Annotated in this window: 16 protein-coding genes; 4 read left to right on the top strand and 12 right to left on the bottom strand. The window is 59.3% G+C overall.

The genetic code is table 11. From position 1 onward, the window contains the following. Window positions 1-415: 415 nt before the first annotated feature. Complete coding sequence (locus MTP38_RS01430) at window positions 416-553, bottom strand: hypothetical protein (protein WP_227621938.1); 138 nt, start codon at window positions 551-553, stop codon at window positions 416-418. 528 nt (window positions 554-1,081) lie between these two features. Here MTP38_RS01430 and MTP38_RS01425 point away from each other — a divergent pair. Together MTP38_RS01425 and MTP38_RS01420 are read left to right on the top strand one after the other, a co-directional pair. After that, a complete protein-coding gene (locus MTP38_RS01425) occupies window positions 1,082-1,672 on the top strand; it encodes a hypothetical protein (protein ID WP_249234024.1) in 591 nt (196 codons plus the stop codon). Window positions 1,673-1,974: 302 nt separating this feature from the next. Next, window positions 1,975-2,112: a hypothetical protein gene (locus MTP38_RS01420; RefSeq protein WP_249234023.1), complete on the top strand. Its 138-nt coding sequence runs from the start codon at window positions 1,975-1,977 to the stop codon at window positions 2,110-2,112. A gap of 150 nt (window positions 2,113-2,262) precedes the next feature. On the opposite strand, the gene MTP38_RS01415 is transcribed toward MTP38_RS01420, so the two are convergent. The 9 genes from MTP38_RS01415 to MTP38_RS01375 form a co-directional block, all read right to left on the bottom strand. Then, complete coding sequence (locus MTP38_RS01415) at window positions 2,263-3,219, bottom strand: calcium/sodium antiporter (RefSeq protein ID WP_249234022.1); 957 nt, start codon at window positions 3,217-3,219, stop codon at window positions 2,263-2,265. Window positions 3,220-3,420: 201 nt separating this feature from the next. Continuing rightward, on the bottom strand, window positions 3,421-4,353 hold the full coding sequence (locus tag MTP38_RS01410; protein ID WP_249234021.1) for an ABC transporter ATP-binding protein: 933 nt from the start codon (window positions 4,351-4,353) through the stop codon (window positions 3,421-3,423). After that, window positions 4,354-5,451, bottom strand: coding sequence for an ABC transporter ATP-binding protein (locus tag MTP38_RS01405; protein ID WP_249234020.1), 1,098 nt, complete (start codon window positions 5,449-5,451; stop codon window positions 4,354-4,356). A 13-nt stretch (window positions 5,452-5,464) separates the two neighbouring features. Further along, window positions 5,465-6,568, bottom strand: a complete 1,104-nt coding sequence (locus MTP38_RS01400; protein WP_249234019.1) for an ABC transporter permease — start codon at window positions 6,566-6,568, stop codon at window positions 5,465-5,467. A 1-nt stretch (window position 6,569) separates the two neighbouring features. After that, window positions 6,570-7,505 (bottom strand): ABC transporter permease, encoded by a 936-nt coding sequence (locus tag MTP38_RS01395; protein ID WP_249234018.1) that lies wholly within the window; start codon window positions 7,503-7,505, stop codon window positions 6,570-6,572. 129 nt (window positions 7,506-7,634) lie between these two features. Further along, complete coding sequence (locus MTP38_RS01390) at window positions 7,635-9,338, bottom strand: peptide ABC transporter substrate-binding protein (RefSeq protein WP_227620717.1); 1,704 nt, start codon at window positions 9,336-9,338, stop codon at window positions 7,635-7,637. 405 nt (window positions 9,339-9,743) lie between these two features. Next, window positions 9,744-11,075: a dicarboxylate/amino acid:cation symporter gene (locus tag MTP38_RS01385; RefSeq protein ID WP_249234017.1), complete on the bottom strand. Its 1,332-nt coding sequence runs from the start codon at window positions 11,073-11,075 to the stop codon at window positions 9,744-9,746. 611 nt (window positions 11,076-11,686) lie between these two features. Continuing rightward, the gene (gene rny / locus MTP38_RS01380) at window positions 11,687-13,258 is read right to left on the bottom strand and encodes a ribonuclease Y (protein ID WP_249234016.1); all 1,572 of its coding nucleotides are present in this window, start codon (window positions 13,256-13,258) and stop codon (window positions 11,687-11,689) included. Between the two features lie 330 nt (window positions 13,259-13,588). Next, the gene (locus tag MTP38_RS01375) at window positions 13,589-15,349 is read right to left on the bottom strand and encodes a tyrosine-protein phosphatase (protein ID WP_249234015.1); all 1,761 of its coding nucleotides are present in this window, start codon (window positions 15,347-15,349) and stop codon (window positions 13,589-13,591) included. 150 nt (window positions 15,350-15,499) lie between these two features. On the opposite strand from MTP38_RS01375, the gene MTP38_RS01370 reads away from it, so the two are divergent. Both MTP38_RS01370 and MTP38_RS01365 read left to right on the top strand, forming a co-directional pair. After that, the gene (locus MTP38_RS01370) at window positions 15,500-16,090 is read left to right on the top strand and encodes a chromate transporter (protein ID WP_249234014.1); all 591 of its coding nucleotides are present in this window, start codon (window positions 15,500-15,502) and stop codon (window positions 16,088-16,090) included. Between the two features lies 1 nt (window position 16,091). Next, the gene (locus tag MTP38_RS01365) at window positions 16,092-16,658 is read left to right on the top strand and encodes a chromate transporter (protein ID WP_249234013.1); all 567 of its coding nucleotides are present in this window, start codon (window positions 16,092-16,094) and stop codon (window positions 16,656-16,658) included. A gap of 38 nt (window positions 16,659-16,696) precedes the next feature. Here the strand turns inward: MTP38_RS01365 and MTP38_RS01360 are convergent, their stop codons facing one another. Both MTP38_RS01360 and MTP38_RS01355 read right to left on the bottom strand, forming a co-directional pair. Beyond that, entirely contained in the window at window positions 16,697-17,530 is an 834-nt protein-coding gene (locus MTP38_RS01360) for an HAD family hydrolase (protein WP_249234012.1), read from the bottom strand. Between the two features lie 10 nt (window positions 17,531-17,540). Beyond that, a complete protein-coding gene (locus tag MTP38_RS01355; RefSeq protein WP_249234011.1) occupies window positions 17,541-19,043 on the bottom strand; it encodes a GH25 family lysozyme in 1,503 nt (500 codons plus the stop codon). Between the last annotated feature and the right edge of the window lie 262 nt (window positions 19,044-19,305).

The raw sequence follows: 19,305 nt of genomic DNA, 5'->3' as shown, positions 1-19,305 counted from the left end.
TCGGCGTTTTGCCTAATCAAGCCCTTAAAAAAATGGCAAAGTGTTGGTTTGCCGTGCATTTGTGCCGGAGTTTGGGGCGCAAAGCCCGGGTGTTTGTGATAGATTTGTGGCGAAGATGTGATAACCCGCTCCGTGCAGTCCGGCACGCCGGCGGCTCGGCTGTGACGGGCCTGCCCTCTCCGTCACCTCTGGTGACACCTCTCCCAAAGGGAGAGGCTTTTGGCCTGCCGGAAAAGCTCTGCGGTATGCCCTAACAAAAAGGGCAGTGTGCGCTTGACAATCCGCGTGCTGACGTCTATAATAGAGATAAGGAAAGGCGCTGTCCGCACAGTGGTCAGCCTCCCTCCTTGAGTGTCACGTTAGAAAACATGACCGCCGAAGTTTGGGATGCTACGGGCGGTCATTTTTCTTGTCATTATTTTTTCGAATCGTGTTTTGCGCGGTGCGAGTCACGAAAAATCGCTTGGGCGAGCGTCCAAGTGATCTTGGCCGTGCCAATGATGACAGTGACCAAAAGGGTGAGCAGGGCGAGAACATTATTCCAAATTTCCATAACGGAATACCTCCTTGAGTAACTCATGTATAAAAACACTCGTACCCTCGGAGGGCGACAAAAAATTGAACTTCCTCTAAGGGTACGACACATCGGTGACCCCAAGAAGGGAAGCATGACCGCTGCACTTGCAGAACAGCGCCTTTCCTGCAAATAAGGATACCATAAAAATCGACGGATTGCAACAGCTCCACCTTCCCGGGTGGAGCTGTTCTTTCTTTCTCCCGGAATTGTTCAATCTGCCGGTTCTCGGCATTTCGAATTGGGCATCCATCCAGACTTTTTTCGATTTTACGTCAGAATATTGACATCTTCCTGTCATCGTCTTATCATTGTGTTGTAGAGACCGCAAGTGTTTGAAAGCGTTGCTTATCGTCTGTTTCAACGGTTTTCGAATCATAGCAATTCAACTTTTTAATGCAACAGCAACAGCGTTGAATTGCATATCGCAAATATGCTGTTTAAATGTCGCACTAATTTCTTGCCTTGCGATAAACAGGCGGACTGCGCAGACGGGAGGGTTCTGCCATGACACGATGCACAAACCGCCGCACTGCCATCCTTACGCTCATTCTGGGCCTTACACTCCTGCTTTGCGGCTGTCAGGTCGGCGGCGGGGTGTTTGTCCTGCCGGACATTTCCGCAAAAGACAGCACGCAGGGCAAAACTCAGCTTCTCGCCGCCCTGAATAAACATTATTACACCCACTTTGACAACAGCGATTCCAGCCACTTTGTCTATGGCAATGACTCTGCCGCCGAGGCTGTTTTCTTATATCTTCAAGACGCCTGTAACGGCGATGCTTCTCAGGTATCTACACTTCTTGCAGAGAACAAAAACACGGGTCTTGTGAACTGTGCCGAGAATTTAGCAGTCATGCCTCCCTTCTTATCCATCGGACCATGTCGGATCAGTTATTCCGAACTTCGTCCTGATTTATTGGATGGTGGAGTGCTTCGGGAAAATGCCGACTTTTCCTCTGTCGCCAAAAATCTTATCAATCGCCAAAAGTTTCTCACCATCCCCGATGATTCCTCCAAAGCAGTCTACGACCGGGTCAGTTTTGCCGTCGGCACCATCGGCGGACAACCCTTCGTGATCGCCGTCTTTACCGCCTGATAGAAACAAAAAGCCAGCCGCAGTTTTCCGTCCTGCGGCTGGCTTCATCTTTTACTTGCTCAAGTGGGCATTTTCTCCGGTTGTTATAAAATGTCATCTCCGTTTGTCAATAGGGAAAGAGATTGCTTTCTGTCCAATTTTATGGTATCCTTATCGGTAAGAAAGGCGCTGTTCTGCAAGTGCAGCGGTCATGCTTCCCTCCTTCGTATCACATTGTGCCGCGTCAGGAGGAAGTTCAATTTTTTGTCATCCTCCTGATGGTTCGAATGTTACACATCCGCTACTTGAAGGAGGAGTCCATTATGGATATTCTGAATATTGTTTTTTCCGCACTGAACCTTTTGGCTACAGTCGTCATCGGTGTCATCAATGTGACATGGATGATTTCGAGGGACGTCTTTCGGAACAAGCCTCGGGCAAAACACGATTCAAAAAAATAAAATGGCAAGAAAAATGACCGCCCATAGCTCCTACACTCTGGCGGTCATATTTTCTCGTAAAATGTGTTGCTGAAGGGGGAAGCTGACCACTGTATGGGCAGCGTCTTTCTTTATCTTTATTATAGACGTCAGCACGCAGATTGTCAAGCCTCACAGCGTGAACTGCACCGCGCAGAACGCGGCATAGATGCAGAGCAGCGCCACGCCCTGCACGCGGGAGAGTCTGCCGCGCACCAGCGCCGGGATGGTCAGCAGGATCATCACCAGCAGCATCACGGGCAGTTCGAGCACGAGGCTCGAGTTGATGCCGAACAGAGTCGCGCTCTGCGGAATATCAAACGGTGCCAGCGCCACCGACACGCCGCTGACCAGCACGAGGTTGAAGACGTTCGCGCCCACGACGTTGCCCAGCGAGAGGTCGCTGTGGCCCTTCATCAGCGAGGTGATGGCCGTGACCAGCTCGGGCAGCGAAGTGCCCAGCGCCACGAAGGTGAGTGCAATGACCGATTCGGGCACGCCCAGCGCCTGTGCAATGATGGTGCCGTTGTCCACCAGCAGGTTCGCACCCAGCGCGATGAGGGTCGCGCCCACCACCAGCCGCAGAACGATCCTCCCAAGGCTCATCAGCTCTTCTTCGTGCTCCGGCTCTGCCGGGGCACTTTTCATCTGCCAGACATTCGCCACCATATAGGCCGCGAACATTGCCAGCATCAGCAGCCCCAGAGGCCGGGTGAAGCGGCCCATCCCGTAAGCGGCGAAGCAGTAGACGGCCGCCGCCGCGAAGAAAAAGGCCACCGGCACCCGCAGGGTCTTGGGGTCCACCTTGGCGGGCCGCACGGCCACCGTGATGGCCGCGATGAGGGCCGCATTGCAGATGACCGAGCCGATGGCGTTGCCGTAGGCGATCTCGCCATGGCCGGACACGGCTGAGATGGTGGACACCATCACCTCAGGCAGGGTGGTGCCGATGGACACCACTGTTGCGCCGATGAGCAGCTCCGGCAGGTGGAACCGGCGGGCCAGCGCCGATGCGCCGTCCACGAACCAGTCGCCGCCCTTGATGAGGCAGAGCAGACCCAGAACGAACAGAATGCTGGGGATTATCATAGTACTCCTCCAAAATCGGGCGCAGCGTGCGCCGTATCCTATAACGCATATTCATCGGCCCGCACTTTCCGGGCCGTGTTTTTATATGATACCAGATTTACCCCCGGAATACAACGTCCCACCACGAAACATTTTGCAGCGCTATTATATATAAGGTAGCCGGAGCGCAAAAAAGCTCCCCCGGAGGGGAGCTGAACGGTCTTATTTGCACCATTTGGAAAATTCTTCATCCGTACACTTGACGTAATGGCTGCCCTCCACATGGTGGCTGGTGCCCTTGGAATAGTCGATGCCGGAGGTGGCGTAGTCGTAGGTCTCGGCCACCCGGCGCTTCTCCACCACCGGGTTCGGCAGCGGGATGGCCGACAACAGGCTGCGGGTATAGGGGTGGATGGGATTTGCAAAGATCTCCTCCGTTGTGCCCGTTTCCAGCAGGTGGCCCAGATGGAGCACGCCGATGCGGTCGGAGATGTACTTGACCATCGACAGGTCGTGGGCGATGAACAGATAGGCCGTGCCCGTCTCCTGCTGGATGTCCTTCATCAGGTTGACGACCTGCGCCTGAATCGACACGTCCAGCGCCGAGATGCACTCGTCGGCGATGATGAGCTTCGGGTTCATGATGAGGGCGCGGGCAATGCCGACGCGCTGACGCTGGCCGCCGGAGAACTGGTGGGGGTAGCGCTCGGCGTGTTCCGGTGCAAGGCCCACCTTCGCCAGAATCTTCTCCACCTTTTCGCGGCGCTCGGTCTGCGTCTTGTACATATGGTGGATGTCCAGACCCTCGCCGATGATGTCCTCCACCTTCTTGCGGGGGTTCAGGGATGCCATCGGGTCTTGGAAGATCATCTGCATCTGGGTGCGCAGGGTGTTGTTCTGGGCGTGGCTCAGATGGCCGCTGATGTCCTGCCCGTCGAATGTGATCCTGCCTGCGGTGGGGTCATACAGCCGGATGATGCTCCGGCCGATGGTGGATTTGCCCGAGCCGGACTCGCCCACCAAACCATAGGTCTCGCCGGGATAGATCTCAAAGCTGACATCGTCCACGGCCTTGACCGTGAAGTTTTTGTTCACCTTGAAATACTGCTTCAGCCCCTCGACCTTCAGCAGAGGGGTAGCGCTTTGTGCTGCCATTTACTCCGCCTCCTCGATCTTTTTTGCTTCTGCGCGCATCCGGGCCACACGTTCCTTCAGCTCCGGCGGCATCTCCACCTTGGGGGCACGGGGGTCCAGCAGCCAAGTCGCTGCAAAGTGGGTGTCGCTGATCTTGAACATGGGCGGGTCGATCTCGTCGTCGATCTTCAGCGCGTACTTGTTGCGGGGTGCAAAGGCGTCGCCGGCCTTTTCGTGCAGCAGGTTCGGCGGCGAGCCGGGGATGGTGTAGAGCCGCTCGTCAGCCGTGTCAAGGTCGGGCATGGCCGACAGCAGGCCCCATGTGTAGGGGTGGCGGGGGTCGTAGAAGATCTCATCAATGGTGCCGGTCTCGACGATCTTGCCCGCATACATGACATCGACATAGTCGGCCACCTTTGCCACGACGCCGAGGTCGTGGGTGATGTAGATGACCGAGATGCCGCGCTCCTTCTGGATGCTGCGGATAAGCTCCAAAATCTTCGCCTGAATGGTCACATCCAGTGCGGTGGTCGGCTCGTCGCAGATGAGCAGGTCGGGGTCGCAGGACAGCGCGATGGCGATGACCACGCGCTGCCGCATACCGCCGGACAGCTGGTGGGGGTAGCTCTTCATCCGCTTTTCAGCGTCGGTGATGCCCACCTCTTCCAGCAGCTTGAGGGCCTTCTTATAGGCCTCGGCCTTGGGCATCTTGAAGTGCCAGAGCATCCCCTCCATGATCTGCTTGCCGATGGTCATGGTGGGGTCAAGGCTGGTCATGGGGTCCTGAAAGACCATGGCGATCCGCTTGCCGTTGATGTGGCGGCGGATCCACTTCTTGTCCTTCTGCAGCAGGTCGACCGTCTCCGGGCTGCCGTCGGCGTGGTGGTAGCTGAACTGGATGCTGCCGCTGTTCACCTTGGCGTTCTGGGCGAGGATACCCATAGCCGCCTTCATGGTGACGGACTTGCCGGAGCCGGACTCGCCCACCAGCGCCACCGTCTCGCCCTTGTAGAGGTCGATGTTCACGCCCCGGATGGCATGGACGGGGCCGGCGGTGGTCTTAAAGGTAATATCAAGGTCTCGCACCGACAAGACCTGTTCTCTTTTTGCATCAGGCATGCTGTGCGCCTCCTTACATACTCTTCATCTTGGGGTCAAGTGCCTCGCGCAGGCCGTCGGCCAGCAGGTTGAAGCTGAGCATCAGCAGGCTCATGACCACGATGGGTGGGATGATCTGATAGGGGTGGGTGGTGAAGCTGTTGTACAGCTCACTGATGAGGGAACCCAGCGAGCACTGGGGCACCGGGATGCCCAGACCCACAAAGGAAAGGAAGGCCTCGGTAAAGATGGCCGTCGGGATGCTGAACATGACCTGCGTGATGATGGGTCCGATGATGTTGGGCAGCACTTCCTTGAAGATGATGAAGAAGCTGCCTGCGCCCAGCGTGCGGGAGGCCAGAACGAACTCCTGATCCTTCAGCTTGAGCATCTCAGCGCGGGCGATCCGGCTCATGCCCACCCACTCGGTGAGCATCAGGGCAAAGATGATGGTCACCATGCCGGGCTGCAGCACCAGAAGCAGCAGCGTGACGATGACCAGACGGGGGATGCCGTTGGCGATCTCAAGGAAGCGCTGCATCAGCATATCCACCTTGCCGCCGAAATAGCCCGAGACAAGGCCGTAGCTCATGCCGATGACCATGTCAATGACCGCAGCGGCCACGGCGATGATGAGGGAGACGCGGGCACCTTCCCAAGTACGGGTCCAGATGTCGCGGCCGTACAGGTCGCTTCCGAACCAGTAGTAGACGTCATCCTTGCCTTTTTCGACATAGTTGTTGACGATCTTCGTGCCGGTGGTGGTGCTCATCTTCTCGCTGCCGTCCAGAATGCCGAACTGCTCGATGCCGGGCACGCGGGGCGCAAAGTTTTTCTGGCTCAGATCCTGGCCGGAGTAGGTGTAGTCATTCATGCCCGGGCCAAAGATGGCCAGCAGCAGGATGACGAAGATCATGATCAGGCCCAGCACAGCGCTCTTCTTGCGGAAGAAGCGGATGCGGACATCTTTCCAGAAGCTCTGGGCCGCAAAGTTGGTATCCACCGCAATCTCGGCGGCGTTATCTTTCCGGGCAAACTCTTCGGCGGTGAAGCTGTGCTCCGGGTATAGCTCCTGCACGGCCTGCGTGATGGCTGCTGCGGTGCTTTCGCCGCCCAGTCGGATCGCTTTTTCTGCCATATCAGTCGTCCCCCTTTGCCAGACGGATGCGCGGGTCGATGATGCCGTACAGCAGGTCAACGACCAGCATGATGCCAATGTACATGGCGCTGTAGATGAAGCTCAGACCAATGACCACGTTGTAATCGTTGGACTGGATGGCCGTCACCAACAGGCTGCCCACGCCGGGGATGGCAAAAATCTTCTCGACCACCAGCGAGCCGGTCATCAGGTCCACGATGAGGGGCGCCAGCACGGTGATGATGGGGATGAGGGCGTTGCGCAGGGCGTGGCGGAAGATGAGCGCCGGGCCAGAGATGCCCTTGCTCTCGGCCAGCAGCATATAGTCGGAGTCCAGCACCTCGATCATCTCGCTTCGGGTAAAGCGGGCGATGGAGGCCATCGTGAACATGGACAACGACACGCTGGGCAGAACGCTGGAACCAAAGATGTCCTTGGCTGAGAACAGCATCGGGAACCAGCGGAGCCGGAAGCCGAAGGTGTAGCTCAGGGCCAGTGCGAAGACGTAGGACGGCACCGACACGCCGATGACCGAGATGATGGTGGCGATGGTATCAAAGATGGTGTCCCTCTTGAGGGCGGCGATGATGCCCAGTACGAGGCCCACCAGAGCGCCCAGCGTGACCGCCATGCCGCCGATCTGGATGGAGATGGGCAGACGGGACTGGATGAGCTGGGAGATGGGCGTGTTCTTCGAAATGTTGTAGCTTACGCCGAAGTAGCCCCGAAGCATATTGCCCACATAGCGGAAGAACTGGACATAGATCGGCTGGTCAAGGCCGTATTTTGCGTAGAGCGCGGCTCTCATATCGGCTGTCAGCTTTTCGTCGTTGAACGGCGAGCCGGGCATCAGCTGCATCAGGATGAACAGCACCAGCAGGATGGCCAGCAGCGTAAACAGCGAGGTGAGGACACGCTTGAGCGTATATTTTTTCACGTCAGGTGAACCCCCTTTTGTGGCCGCAGCGGCGGTCAGTCGTGCGCGTGCTGCGGACAGGTACAATGCCAAAAAGGCGCACAGTGGCTTTTGCGGGCCACTGTGCGGCCTTGGTTCAGCGATTCTTATTTAAGCGTTCTTCACAGTGCGCTTGTACACGCGGTTCAGTGCCACAGGGTGGAACTCTACGCCGGTAACAGCAGAAGAGACCATCTCGGCGTTGCACTGGCCGTACAGCGGGAAGATGACGGCCTGCTCCAGAACGATGGCTTCTGCATCGTACAGAGCGGCCCAGCGGCCCTCGGGGTCGGTGCAGAGGTCACCGGTGGTGCACTCCTCAATGATGGAGTCATACTCGGCGTCGCTCCACAGACCGTAGTTGTTGGAGTTGCCAGTGACCCACATACCCAGATAGGTCATGGGGTCGGCGTAGTCGGGACCCCAGCGGGTCAGGCCCAGCTGGAAGTTGCCGTCCTGCATATCCTGCACGCGCTGCTTCTTCGGCTCAACGGTCAAGTTCACCGTCAGGCCGGGCAGGGTGGTCTCCAGCTGCTCCTTGACGACCTGTGCCACCTTCTGAGGTGCATCGTCGGCGTCAACGACCATATCGAAGGAGAAGCTGTCCTTGCCCAGCTCGCTCTTTGCAGTCTCGTAGTACTCAGCAGCCTTGGCTGCATCGAATGCGCAGTAATCCGCATACTTGGTCTGGTCAGCGCTGAAGTCGCTGCCGTCCGGGCCGGTTGCGAACTGAGGAGGAACGGCGGTGTAGCAGGGGGCGGAGCCATCCTTCAGGACGTCGCCGGTGATGGCGTCGCGGTCCAGAGCGAAGGTGAGAGCCTTGCGCAGATTCTCGTTTGCCAGCTCAGGCACACTGTTGATGTTGGGGCTGATGTACCACAGATAGCCAGCGCCCACGCTGATGAACTCGGGATCGTCCTTGACCTGATCGACCTGCTCACCATTCAGCAGGGTGATGTCCAGAGTACCGGTCTGATAGCTCATCAGAGCCTGCTGGCTGTCCTTGATGACCTGATAGGACAGGCCATCCAGCGCGATGCTGTCGGCATCGTAATAGTCGGTGTTCTTGACCATCTCGAATGCGGTAGCAGCGGGCTGATAGTCGGTCAGGATGAAAGCACCGTTGGACAGCACCGTGTCGGGGCTGGTACCGAAGGTGTCCGCGCAGGTGTTGAAGAAGGCCTCGTTGACCGGGTAGAAGGTGGGGAAGTACATCAGGCTCAGGAAGTAGCTGACCGGGACGTTCAGCTGGACCTCGAGGGTCTTGTCATCCACAGCGGTCACGCCCAGATCGGTGACGGGCTTTTCTCCTGCAATGATCTCGGCAGCGTTGACCACCTGACCAATATCCGACAGCATATAGGAATACTCGGAAGCGTTGGCAGGGTCAACCGCCCGCTGCCAGCCGAACACAAAGTCGGCTGCGGTGACGGCGTCGCCGTTGGACCACTTTGCATCGCGCAGGTGGAAGGTATAGGTCTTGCCGTCCTCGCTGATGTCGCAGCTCTCGGCAATGGCCGGGACCGCTGCGCCGTCGGTATCCATCTGCATCAGACCGTCGGTGTAGTCTGCGATGACCTCAAAAGAGGTGCCGTCGGTGGCGATCTGCGGGTCCAGAGACTGGACTTCGGTCTCCAGCATGATGTTCAGGGTGCCGCCTGCGGCAGTGCCAGCTGCGCTGGAAGCACCGGTGGAGGCAGCCGTGGAAGCTGCCGTAGAGCTGGAGCCGCCGCAGGCCGTCAGGGCCAGAGCTGCTGCGGACACGCCTGCTGCTGCCAGAAAGCTGCGGCGCGAAATACGACGATCGAATCTCATAATATCTTTTCCCCTCTCTAACACCGCTTTAATCTATTAAAGCGACTGTTTCAAAAAAATGCACAAGGTGTTCCGCTCCCCCTCTGGAGCCTTTCGCACACCCTTGTGCCTTGGCCGCATTATACCGCGTCTTCCGCCGAAAGAAAAGGTTTTTTTCCAAATTTACATCTCCCAAAGGACGATTTCTGTGGTTTGACCAACAATATACCGAAATTTTGATTTGAATTTTGTATAGTTTTCCTCTTGAACTGTACTCACTCAGAGCACAGTTCAGATGAAACGAGCGTCATCTGTCCTCCCGTCATGCACACTGCAGTCATTCCTCTTTCTTTTATAAAGAAAACCGCCCGCCGCACTTTTTGGTGCGGCGGGCGGCCCAGACTTTATTTTTTATTTGGAAAATGCTCAGACTGCCTCAGCGGCAGGCACTTCGGCCTCGCCATTGTACACAGCCTCATCCAGCTGACCTTCGGTGGCGGCCACAAGAGTAGTAGCGGCCGCAGCGCCGACGACGTTGGTGGCGGTACGCGCCATATCAACGATGCTGGAAATGGGGGAAAGCAGGATGATGGCTTCCACCGGCAGACCGGCGGCGGCAAAGAGGGCCGTGGCGGTGATGGTAGCCGTACCGGGCACGCCGACGGTGCCGATGGAGACGACCACAGCCAGCACGACAAGGAAAGCGTACTGCACCGGGATGTATTCAATGCCCAGCAGATGGATGGTGAAGACCGCCAGCAGGGTGGGCCAGATGCCGGCGCAGCCCGGCATACCGAGGTTTGCGCCCAGACTTGCGCCAAAGGCGGCGACATCCTCATTGACGCCCAGCTTCTTGGTCAGCTGGTTGACGGTGACAGGGATGGTGCCCACGCTGCTCTGAGAGGTAAAGGCCACGGTGGCTGCGGGCCAGATGCCCTTGAAGAAGCGGACAGGGTCCAGCTTGCCGACCAGCTTGACGAGTACGCCTTCCACCACGAAGAGCTGGATCGCGCAGAGGATATAGGCCAGCACCAGAACACTCAGCAGCGGGATGAGGTCAGCCGGAGAAGAGCGGCTGACGGCGCGGGCGATGAGGGACAGGACAGCATAGGGGGTAAAGGAGATGACGTAGCTGACCACACGGCCCATCACAAGGTCGCCGGCGTCGATGAACTTCTTGAAGGGGGCGACCTCCTCGGGCTTCTTGACCACCAACTTGTTATAGCTGATGGCCACCAGAATGGAAAAGACCACGATGGGCACCACCTCGCCGTTGGCCCAGTGCGAAGCGAGGTTCTGGGGAAAGAGGCTGATGACGGTGTCCACGAAGGTGGGCACTTCCTTGGCGGTGTAGTCGGTGGCCAGCTCATACTGGACGCCGTGGCCGATGTTGGTGGCCACCCCGGCGACCAGAGTGATGAGGCTGGCGAAGAAGGTGTTCAGGACGAGGAAGAAAACGGTCTTGAGGCCGATGTTTTTCAGACGAACGGAGTTGCCCAGATTGGTGATGCTGGAAATGATGCTGAAGATCAGCAGCGGGATGACCACCGCCGAGACGACGTGGGCATAGACCGTGCCCACAGCGGCCACATAGACGTGATGGCCCTTGAACGCGAGGCCCACGATGAGGCCGAGGCCCACCGCCAGAATGGTGCGCACGCCGAAGTCAACGTGCTTTTTCTTGTGCAGGTAGTACAGCAGGGCAAAAAATACGGCAGTCAGAGCCAGTGCGGCCAGATCCAAAATTTCTACAGACATAAAACGGATGCTCCTTTATTTTCTGAGTGTGATGTCGTTTTTGTCTGTCAACACATTCGCTCTCTCATGATGTTCCTCCCATTTAGCACAAACCTACTTTGTATGTATGTTTGTTCGGTTGCTGTGGAGTATACTACATCCCGTTCCGGTTGTCAAGCAAATTATGAAAAAACTTTGAATTTCACGTCCAAACGGCATTCTTCTTTTGCAGCTCTTTCCTCTGCCCGCTTGACTTTTTCGCTCTGGTTGCATATAATAGAGGTGCAAATGAGAATGACAGTCGCCATTCATATCACCAAATAAGCAACAAGAAACCCCTGCGGTACTGTGAATACCGAAGGGGTTTCCTGCTGCCTAGGGGTTAGTGCTTGCCAGCCTTGAACTGTTCGTCAAGCCACTTGCAGATGTAGTAAGCTACTATACCTGCTGCGACGGACAGCGCAAATGAAAATATGGTCTCCATTCTTATCACCTCCTTCTCCGTATAATGGAGTCGGAAGGCCGACACTATCAGAATACCATAAATTTCGACGATTCGCAATGAATCCATGAGAATATGTAAAAAGAGCCGCCGTGCACACGCACAGCGGCTCTTTTAGTTTTTCGATCTCTTACTTTGCGTACTCGACAGCACGGCTCTCGCGGATGACATTGACCTTGATCTGGCCGGGATAATCCAGCGTATCTTCGATCTTCTTTGCGATGGAGCGGGCCAGCAGGATGACCTGATCGTCGCTGATGACGTCGGGCTTGACCATGATGCGGACCTCGCGGCCGGCCTGCACGGCAAACGCCTGCTCGACGCCCTCGAAGCTGGAGGAGATCTCCTCCAGATTCTCCAGACGCTTCACATAGCTCTCGACGTTCTCGCGGCGGGCACCCGGGCGGGCGGCGCTGATGGCGTCGCAGGCCTGAATGATGAAGGCCAGCGGCGTCTTCGGCTCCACATCGCCATGGTGGGCCTCGATGGCATGGATGACCTGGGTGTTTTCCTTGTACTTGCGGCAGATGTCCACGCCGATCTGGACGTGGCTGCCCTCGATCTCGTGGTCGAGCGCCTTGCCGATGTCATGCAGCAGACCGGCACGGCGGGCCAGCGTGACATTCACGCCCATCTCGCCTGCCAGCAGACCGGCCAGCCATGCCACCTCCATGCTGTGGGTCAGCGCGTTCTGACCAAAGCTGGTGCGGTACTTCAGACGGCCAATGAGCTTGATGAGGTCGGGGTGCAGGCCATGGATGCCCAGCTCCATGACAGCGCGCTCGCCCTCCCGCTTCATCTGCAGCTCGAGGTCGTGGCGGCACTTTTCCACCGTCTCCTCGATGCGGGCAGGATGGATGCGGCCATCGCCGATGAGGCGTTCCAGCGTCATGCGGGCCACCTCACGGCGGGTCTGGTCGAAGGAGGACAGGGTAATGGCCTCCGGGGTATCGTCGATGATGAGGTCAACGCCGGTGGCGGTCTCAAGGGCGCGGATGTTGCGGCCCTCGCGGCCGATGATGCGGCCCTTCATCTCGTCGCTGGGCAGCGGGACGACGCTGACGGTCGTTTCGCTGCAGTGGTCAGCAGCGCAGCGGCTGATGGCCTGACCGATGAGGTTGCGGGCGATGCCGTCGCAGTTCTCCTTCAGGTCGGTCTCGTAGGCAGCGACGCGGATGGCCTTCTCGTGAGTCAGCTCCTCGTCTACCTTGTGCAGCAGCACCTCGCGGGCGTCCTCCTGACTCAGGCCGGCCAGCGTCTCCAGACGCTCCATCTCCTTGGCGCGCAGGGCATCGACCTCCGCCAGATGGGCGTCAGCCTCCTCGTGCTTCTTTTTTAGCTCGTCCTCGCGCTTTTCCAGTGCCTCGGTCTTGCGGTCGAGGGCCGTTTCCTTCTGGTCGATGCGGTTCTCCTGACGGCTGATCTCTGCGCGGCGCTGCTTGATCTCCTTGTCGGCCTCTGCCTTCTGGGCATCCACCTCGGCCTTCAGACGGAAGGCCTCATCCTTTGCTTCCAAAATCGCTTCCTTGCGCTTCTGGTCAGCAGCCTTGATCGCTTCGTTCACCAGCCGGGTAGCCTCGGCCTCGGCGCTGCCGATCTGGGCCTCAGCGGTCTTCTTACGGTTGTTGTAACCAATAAAATAGCCCGCAGCTGCGGCAGCGACAGCAACGATCAATGCCGCGATCACTCCGATTACGGTCATTGTTCTTCACTCTCCTTAACAGTCAAATTTTGTTTTAACAGGCAGGAGACGCTGTGCGGCCGAACGCGGGCCAGCAAAAATCAAATTTTCAACGAAAAAGAGGCAGACAAGAACAGACGCAGAGAAAGATCTTCCTGTGCGGTGAGTCTGGTGCAGCTTTTCGATTTACAAGATGTGCTTATAAAAACGGGCCAATGATGCCCCATTGAAATATCTGGTCGCGGAATGCTCCGCCTACAGCGTCTTAGATTCCATACTACTTCTTATATTACGAAACATTTTGCACAATGTCAAGGAGAAGTAAGGCGGAAAGGCGAAATTATTTTTGATTTATTCCAGATACATCCGGCGCAGACGCATCAGACGGGCCGGAGTCAGGCCATATTCGGCCTCCAGATAGGCCTCGGCGCTGCCGAAACGCTGCCGGATGATGTCCAGCACGAAGGGAGCCGACTCCGGGTGGACGCCAAAAACGCCGAGGTAGAAGTCCTTCCGGGAGGGGTCGGCGGCGATCTCATCGGCGTGCTCGGCCCAGACTTTTTCCAGCTCCGGCCTGCGCCAGATGTTTGTCTTCACGAAATCTTCGGTGATGGTCTCATCCGACGCACCCAGCGCCAGCAGAATGAGCATCGCGGCCACGCCGGTGCGGTCTTTTCCCGCCGAACAGTGGAAGAGCACCGGCGTCTCGCCCACTTCCAGCGCACGAAACAGCTCTTTATAGGCCTTGTTGCCGAACAGCATCCGCTCGTACATGGCATCCGCCATCCGGCGTCCCTCGTCGGGCATCCCCTTCAGCAGGGTCTCCCGGTCTTCGGGCGAGAAGTCCACCTCCTTGCCGTTCTCAAGGCAGAGGCCGCAGATGCGCACGAGCCGTGCACCGTCGGGCACATAATCAGGGCTTTCGGCGGCCTCTGCCTCGCTGCGCAGGTCAAGGATGAGCCGCAGCCCCAGCGAGTCCAGCAGCTTCCGATCAGCCTCACCGGTGAGCTTCCACGTCGGGATGCCCCGGTAGATCTGCCCCCACCTGACGTGCTTGCCCTCGTCGGCCTCGTAGCCGCCCAGCTCGCGGAAGTTGTGGCCGCCCTCGAACGGCAATTCTGTGCCGGGGGCCGGATGCACCACAGCGGGCTTGGACGCCGCACTGGACAGGACGGGCAGGTCGTAGAAGGGCTTGGCCGGACGTCCGCGCCGGGGCGGCAGGCTGGCTGCGCCGCCCAGCACCTCCATGAGGTAGCCGCGCAGCAGGTCGAGGTAGGCCGAGGTGTGGTCGCGCCGCTGCAAAAGAGAGACGCAGAGGGGCGGCAGGTCCTCCAGCAGGACATCCCGCACCCGGTCCAGCTCCCGCCGTGCCCCCGGCTCATACCGGGTCAGGCAGGTGCAGAGCTGCTCCTGCACGAGGTAGTAGGCCTGATAGAAGCTGGGGCCGATCTCGGCGTTGGGCGCGAAACCCGCCCGGGCGCAGGCCTCCCACAGCGGAGCAAAGAGGTCCTGCCGCAGGCTGGGCAGAAGGACCCGCTGGTTCCGCAGCTCGGTCAGCGGCACGCTCTCCCTCTCCCAGAAGGGGTGGCCCCGCGGCACCAGCAGGCAGGCCGGGTCGGCCCGGAGGGTGGTGCGGGCCAGCACCGGTGCGGCGCAGCCCAGATCCATCACGAGGCCCGCGTCCAGCTCGCCCTGCTCCACCCCCTCGGCCACCGCGTCGTTGTCCAGCAGGCGGAAGCGCATCTCGATGTGGGGGTACTGCTGGCGGAACTTGTCCAGCTGGGTCTCGAGGCCGGGCAGATAGTCCGGCACCAGTGAGACGCTGATGCCGATGCGCACCGGCTGGGCCGACTGGATCTCCGCGTGGAGCGCTGCCTGCATCTGCTGAAACTGCTCCACCACCGGCGCGGCATGGCGCTGTAAGCTCACGCCCCGTTCGGTGAGGCTGAGCTTGTGGTGGGCGCTGAGAAAGAGCGGCCCGCACAGCTCGGCTTCGAGGGCCGAGATGCTCTGACGCAGAGCCTGCCGGGATAAAAACAGGCGCTGGGCCGCGCGGGTGTAATTCATCTCCTCGCAGAGGACCAGAAAATAATGCAGCTGGCGGATGTCCATCGTTTCCTCCTGAATGATCGTAGTCTCATGGGTAAAGCATACCGCCTTTTGGCCGGATTGTAAAGCCGCCGGGCACAAAATCCCGCTTTTTCTGCCCTATTGACGTCGGCTCTGCCCACGCGTAAAATAAGGAAAAAGGAGGCCCTGCCTATGACACACAATGCTCCGGCGCCGAAGGCCCAAAGCCTCGGCACGCTGTTTTTTACCTTTTTCAAGATCGGCCTGTTCACCTTCGGCGGCGGCTATGCTATGATCGCCCTGCTGGAAGAGGAATTTATCCAGCGCCGCAGGTGGCTGGATAAGGACGAGTTCCTCGACATGACCGCCATCGCGGAATCCACCCCCGGCCCGGTGGCCATCAACAGCGCCACCTACCTCGGCTACAAGCTGGCCGGAGTCCCCGGCGCGGCGGCCGCCACCGTGGCCGTCTGCCTGCCGTCCTTTCTCATCATCTACGCCATCTCGCTGTTTTTTGAGCAGTTCACCCAGCTCACCGTCATTGCCAACGCCTTCAAAGGCATTCAGGTCTGCGTCATCTATCTCATCTTCTCGGCTGGTGTGCGGATGCTGCAGGCGCTCGACCGCTCCCTCTTTTCTTCCGGCGTCCTCCTGTCCGTCTTTCTGGCGATGACGAGCCTTTCGCTGGCGGGCATCAGTGTCTCGTCTATCCTGCTGATCCTCCTCAGCGGTGCGGCAGGCGTGGCCGCGTGGCTCTTGGGCCGCAGAAAGGAGGGAAAGTGATATGCTCCTGAAGCTGTTCCTCACCTTTTTCGAAATCGGTGCCGTCTCCTTCGGCGGCGGCTACGGCATGATCTCCCTCATCCGGGAAAAAGTCCTGCTCCATGGCTGGCTCTCTGAGGCCGAGTTTCTGAGCTTCATCGCAGTGTCGGAATCCACCCCCGGCCCGCTGGCCGTCAACATGGCCACCTTCATCGGCTCTTCGCAGGGCGGGGTGCTGGGGGCGCTCTGCGCCACACTGGGCGTCGTCCTCCCCTCCTTCTTCATCATCCTGCTCATCGCGGCCCTCATCCACGACTTACTCAAGTACGCCGGGGTCGAAGCCTTTCTCTCCGGCGTCCGGCCCTGCGTCGTGCCCCTTATCCTCTCCACTGCCCTCACGATGGGCCTGAGCACCCTGCTGGACATCTCCACCGCCGCCGACGCCCCCGCGCCATCATGGCAGGGCATCGGCATCCTTGCGCTTCTGGCTGTCGTCCGGCTGGTCTGGCAGAAAGCGAAGGGCAAAGCCCCTTCGCCCATCGGGATGATCCTGCTCTCGGCGGTGCTGGGCGCACTTTTATACCAATAAAAAAGAACGGCATCTGAGCTTTTCTCCGATGCCGTTCTCTATTTTGCTCTTCTGAAATCCGATTCACAGACCCGGCCATTCTGGGCCAGAACACGGCGCAGGACCTGCATCACGCCGGAGTTGGTGTTGGGCGGCGCGAGGAAGGGCACCTCCTCCCGGAGGGCGGGCGAGCCGTTCTCCACAAGGAAGCCGTACTTTGCCGCCTTCAGCATCTCCGCGTCGTTGAAGGTGTCGCCGAACGCCATCATGCCCTCGGGCGGGACGCCCAGACGCTCCCCCAGCCGAAGCAGGGCCGCGCCCTTGTGGACGCCGGGGTTCATGATGTCCACCCAGTCTGCACCGGCCACCGCCACCGAGAAGCGCCCGCCCCAGACCGAACCATAAAGCGCGTCGTAGCCCTTCTGGGCATCCCCCTCGGGGAAGTAGATGGTGAATTTATCCACCCGGGCGGTCACGTCCTCCAGATAGGGGACATATTCCACCTTGGTGTAGAATCTCTTGAAGACCCTGTCGTATGGCCGGAACTGCTCCTCCACATAGGCCGTTTCCAGCCCGCAGAGGACGGCGGCGTGGCCCGCGCTCCGGGCCTGCCCGGCCAGCGTGTGCCAGTCGGCGGCGTCCATCTCGGAGAGATACAGGCTCTCGCCCTTCCAGCAGATGGCACCGCCGTTGTCACCCACAAGGATGATGTCGTCCTGCAGGGGCGCGAACATCTCCTCTAAGGTATAGATGGGCCGTCCGCTGGCGGCAGCGAACCGGATGCCCCGCTCTGCCAGTGCGCGGACGGTCTCCGCGAAGTCCGGCGGGAGCTGGCTCTGGCCGTCCAGCAGGGTAGCGTCAAGGTCGGAGGCAATGAGGCGGATGACGTCCATGCGCGCCTCCTCAGCCCACATAGCTGATGTTCACGTCGATCTGTCCGCCATAGCCGGGGATGCGGGCGGTGCAGCTGCCCTGCCACATATCGCAGGAGATGGGGCTGCTGGCCACACCGTAGTGTGCGTTCCAGATGCTGTAGCCCGTCAGACGGCTCAGGTCCACCCGCTGGCGGAACCACAGGGTAGAGGCGTATACGCCGGGCTTGTAGCCCTGCGCCTTGACCTCCTCGCAGAAAGCGATGGCGCACTTGGTGCGGTCCTCGACGCCCAGACCGTCGGCACGGCCATTCTTGCCGCCGGAGGCCTCAGTATCGAAGTAGATGGGGTAGTCCAGCTTGCGGCCGTTCAGGACGTAGGCACAGCCCATGGCTTCCTCCCGGGCCTCCTCCTCGTTGACGGCCTGACTGAAGAAGTAGACGCCCACCTTCAGGCCCGCGTTGCGGGCGTTGGTGAAGTGCTGCTCAAACATGGGGTCCAGCACCAGCGCACCGCTGCCGTAGCCGCGGTAGCCGATGCGGATGATGACGAACTTGACGCCCGCCGTCTTTACCTGTTCCCAGTCGATGCTGGACTGATATTTCGAGACATCGATGCCGAAGGTGGCATTCTGCTGCACGCCGTTGGCGTCGAAGTAGTAGAGCTTGTTGTCGATGGACTGGATGCCCTTCACGGGCTGGTTGGTGTACTGGTCATAATAATAGGTCTTGCCGCCCACCGTGCGCCAGCCGGAATAGACCGGGGCCGGGGTGCTGCTGCCGCTGTCGCTGTCGTCTTTGTCGCTCCTGCCAAAAAGCAGGTTCCACAGCCAGCTCAGCAGGCCGTTCTCGTCAGTGAGACAGGCGGGGTCGATGCTGCTCTCGTCCAGCGTGCCTGCATCCAGTGCGGCGCGGATCTCCTCCGGGGTCAGCAGGATGGTGCCCTCCTCGGTCTTTACCGGCAGGGCAGTCTCCTCAGAGTTCGTCTCTGCACCTGCCTCCGGCTGGACCTCTGCGGCCTGCTCCACCGGTGCGCTCAGGGGATCCTCTGCGGCCAGTGCCTCCGTCTCCTGCTGTAGGCTGGGGAAGTTGTTCTCCTGCTCCAGCTCCTCGATGCTGCCCATCATGGGGTCAGCAGGCGCGGCCTCCGGGGCCGCAGGCGCTGCGGCCGTTTCCTCTGCGGGGGCAGCCGGAGCCTCCGACACGGCAGGCGCTTCCGTCTCATTCTGGCTGGGGGCAGCGGGCTGCGCGGCAGACGCAGCGGTGCTCTCCGCCTCCGAGGATGCAGAGTCCGTCTTTGACGGCTTGGGAGCTTCCTCCTTGTCGTCTTTCTTTGTGCTGTGGGCCGCGTTGCTCTCGCCCTCCCACAGCAGGGCCGACGGCTCCACCGTCAAGCCTGCGGGCTGAGACGCCAACAGGGCCGTGGTGCCAAAGCCGCCCACTGCGATGGCAAGCGCCATCACCGCCGAGGCCACCATCTGGCCCGCCGCGCGGCGCGTCTTCTTTTTTGGGGTTCCTGTATCGTTCCGTCTCATTCCGCCTGCTCTGCCTCCAAGCTCTATTCTAACGCGGCCTCTCGCCGCCGGAAGTGCTATTTGCACACCTATAGTATACACCCAACTGCAAGCTCCCGTCAATCTCCTTCGGTGCGTCCTGCGGAGCGTCTCGCGGGGGGCGTCTACTGCCAAAAATGCTCTGTATGAAATACGGCCCAGACCGCCTCATTATTGCACCGACGAGAAAAAAGACAAGTTTCGGGCAGGATTTTTGCGTTTTCCTCTTGTTGTCTTGACAGGT

Origin of the sequence: Faecalibacterium sp. I3-3-89 (assembly GCF_023347275.1) — a bacterium.
GTDB lineage: Bacteria > Bacillota > Clostridia > Oscillospirales > Ruminococcaceae > Faecalibacterium > Faecalibacterium butyricigenerans.
This window is presented reverse-complemented; position numbering and strand designations above follow the sequence as displayed.

Bases quoted from the DNA above. Each gene is read 5' to 3' on its own strand.
- rny (WP_249234016.1), bottom strand. From the start codon at position 13,258: ATGACCGTAATCGGAGTGATCGCGGCATTGATCGTTGCTGTCGCTGCC.
- MTP38_RS01365 (WP_249234013.1), top strand. From the start codon at position 16,092: ATGCTCCTGAAGCTGTTCCTCACCTTTTTCGAAATCGGTGCCGTCTCC.
- MTP38_RS01400 (WP_249234019.1), bottom strand. From the start codon at position 6,568: ATGGCAGAAAAAGCGATCCGACTGGGCGGCGAAAGCACCGCAGCAGCC.
- MTP38_RS01375 (WP_249234015.1), bottom strand. From the start codon at position 15,349: ATGGACATCCGCCAGCTGCATTATTTTCTGGTCCTCTGCGAGGAGATG.
- MTP38_RS01420 (WP_249234023.1), top strand. From the start codon at position 1,975: ATGGATATTCTGAATATTGTTTTTTCCGCACTGAACCTTTTGGCTACA.
- MTP38_RS01360 (WP_249234012.1), bottom strand. From the start codon at position 17,530: ATGGACGTCATCCGCCTCATTGCCTCCGACCTTGACGCTACCCTGCTG.
- MTP38_RS01415 (WP_249234022.1), bottom strand. From the start codon at position 3,219: ATGATAATCCCCAGCATTCTGTTCGTTCTGGGTCTGCTCTGCCTCATC.
- MTP38_RS01425 (WP_249234024.1), top strand. From the start codon at position 1,082: ATGACACGATGCACAAACCGCCGCACTGCCATCCTTACGCTCATTCTG.
- MTP38_RS01355 (WP_249234011.1), bottom strand. From the start codon at position 19,043: ATGAGACGGAACGATACAGGAACCCCAAAAAAGAAGACGCGCCGCGCG.
- MTP38_RS01430 (WP_227621938.1), bottom strand. From the start codon at position 553: ATGGAAATTTGGAATAATGTTCTCGCCCTGCTCACCCTTTTGGTCACT.
- MTP38_RS01405 (WP_249234020.1), bottom strand. From the start codon at position 5,451: ATGCCTGATGCAAAAAGAGAACAGGTCTTGTCGGTGCGAGACCTTGAT.
- MTP38_RS01390 (WP_227620717.1), bottom strand. From the start codon at position 9,338: ATGAGATTCGATCGTCGTATTTCGCGCCGCAGCTTTCTGGCAGCAGCA.
- MTP38_RS01370 (WP_249234014.1), top strand. From the start codon at position 15,500: ATGACACACAATGCTCCGGCGCCGAAGGCCCAAAGCCTCGGCACGCTG.
- MTP38_RS01410 (WP_249234021.1), bottom strand. From the start codon at position 4,353: ATGGCAGCACAAAGCGCTACCCCTCTGCTGAAGGTCGAGGGGCTGAAG.
- MTP38_RS01385 (WP_249234017.1), bottom strand. From the start codon at position 11,075: ATGTCTGTAGAAATTTTGGATCTGGCCGCACTGGCTCTGACTGCCGTA.